Annotated in this window: 1 protein-coding gene; it reads left to right on the top strand. The window is 60.7% G+C overall.

Annotation, left to right across the window (positions count from 1 at the left end; genetic code table 11):
• Positions 1 to 1,272 (top strand): serine hydroxymethyltransferase (glyA, locus tag AC2FHX_RS20975; protein ID WP_496703703.1); only part of this gene is annotated, 1,272 nt, incomplete at its 5' end.

Below are 1,272 nucleotides of genomic sequence, written 5' to 3'. Positions count from 1 at the left end.
GGTTTTTTCACCCAGTCTCTCTCAGCGCGCGACCCAGAGCTGTTCGGCTCGATCACGTCCGAGCTGGGCCGTCAGCGCGACGAGATCGAATTGATCGCGTCCGAGAACATCGTCTCTGCTGCCGTGATGGAAGCGCAGGGCTCGGTGATGACCAACAAATACGCCGAAGGATACCCCGGCAGGCGTTACTATGGCGGGTGTCAATTTGTTGATATCGCTGAAAATATGGCCATCGACCGCGCCAAGCAGCTGTTCGGTTGCGGCTTTGCAAACGTCCAGCCGAACTCTGGCTCTCAGGCAAACCAGGGCGTGTTCCAGGCACTGATCAAACCCGGCGACACCATCCTGGGCATGAGCCTGGATGCGGGGGGCCACCTGACCCATGGCGCCGCACCCAACCAGTCGGGCAAGTGGTTCAACGCCGTCCATTACGGTGTGCGCAAACAGGACAACCAGATCGACTATGACCAGATCGAAGCGCTGGCGAAAGAGCATCAGCCCAAGCTGATCATCGCAGGCGGGTCGGCCATTCCGCGCATCATTGATTTTGCCCGCATGCGCGAGATCGCGGATATGGTCGGCGCCTATCTGCATGTCGACATGGCCCATATCGCCGGTCTGGTCGCGACAGGCGCACACCCATCGCCCTTCCCGCATGCGCATGTGGCTACCACCACCACGCATAAAACCCTGCGCGGTCCGCGGGGCGGCATGATCCTGACCAATGACGAGGCGATCGCCAAGAAAGTGAACTCGGCCATCTTCCCTGGCATTCAGGGTGGCCCGCTGATGCATGTCATCGCGGCCAAGGCCGTGGCCTTTGGCGAAGCACTGCGACCCGAGTTCAAGGACTACATCGCCCAGGTGGTCACCAACGCGCAGGCCCTGTCGGACCAGTTGATCAAAGGTGGGCTCGACACAGTCACCCACGGCACCGACACCCATGTGGTTCTGGTGGACCTGCGCCCTAAAGGCGTCAAAGGCAACGCGACCGAAAAGGCACTGGGCCGGGCGCATATCACCTGCAACAAGAACGGTGTCCCGTTCGATCCCGAAAAACCGATGGTGACCAGCGGCATCCGCCTTGGCAGCCCCGCAGGCACCACCCGCGGCTTCGGCGAGGCCGAGTTCCGCCAGATCGCCGACTGGATCATCGAAGTGGTCGACGGTCTGGCCGCAAATGGCGAGGACGATAACGGTGAGGTCGAGGCCAAAGTCAAAACCGAAGTCGCAAACCTCTGCGCCAGATTCCCTATCTATCCAAACTTGTAA

This window comes from Ruegeria sp. CDSC042 (assembly GCF_059610745.1).
Note: the sequence above shows the minus strand (reverse complement) of the source record. Positions and strands in the feature narration are given on the sequence as shown.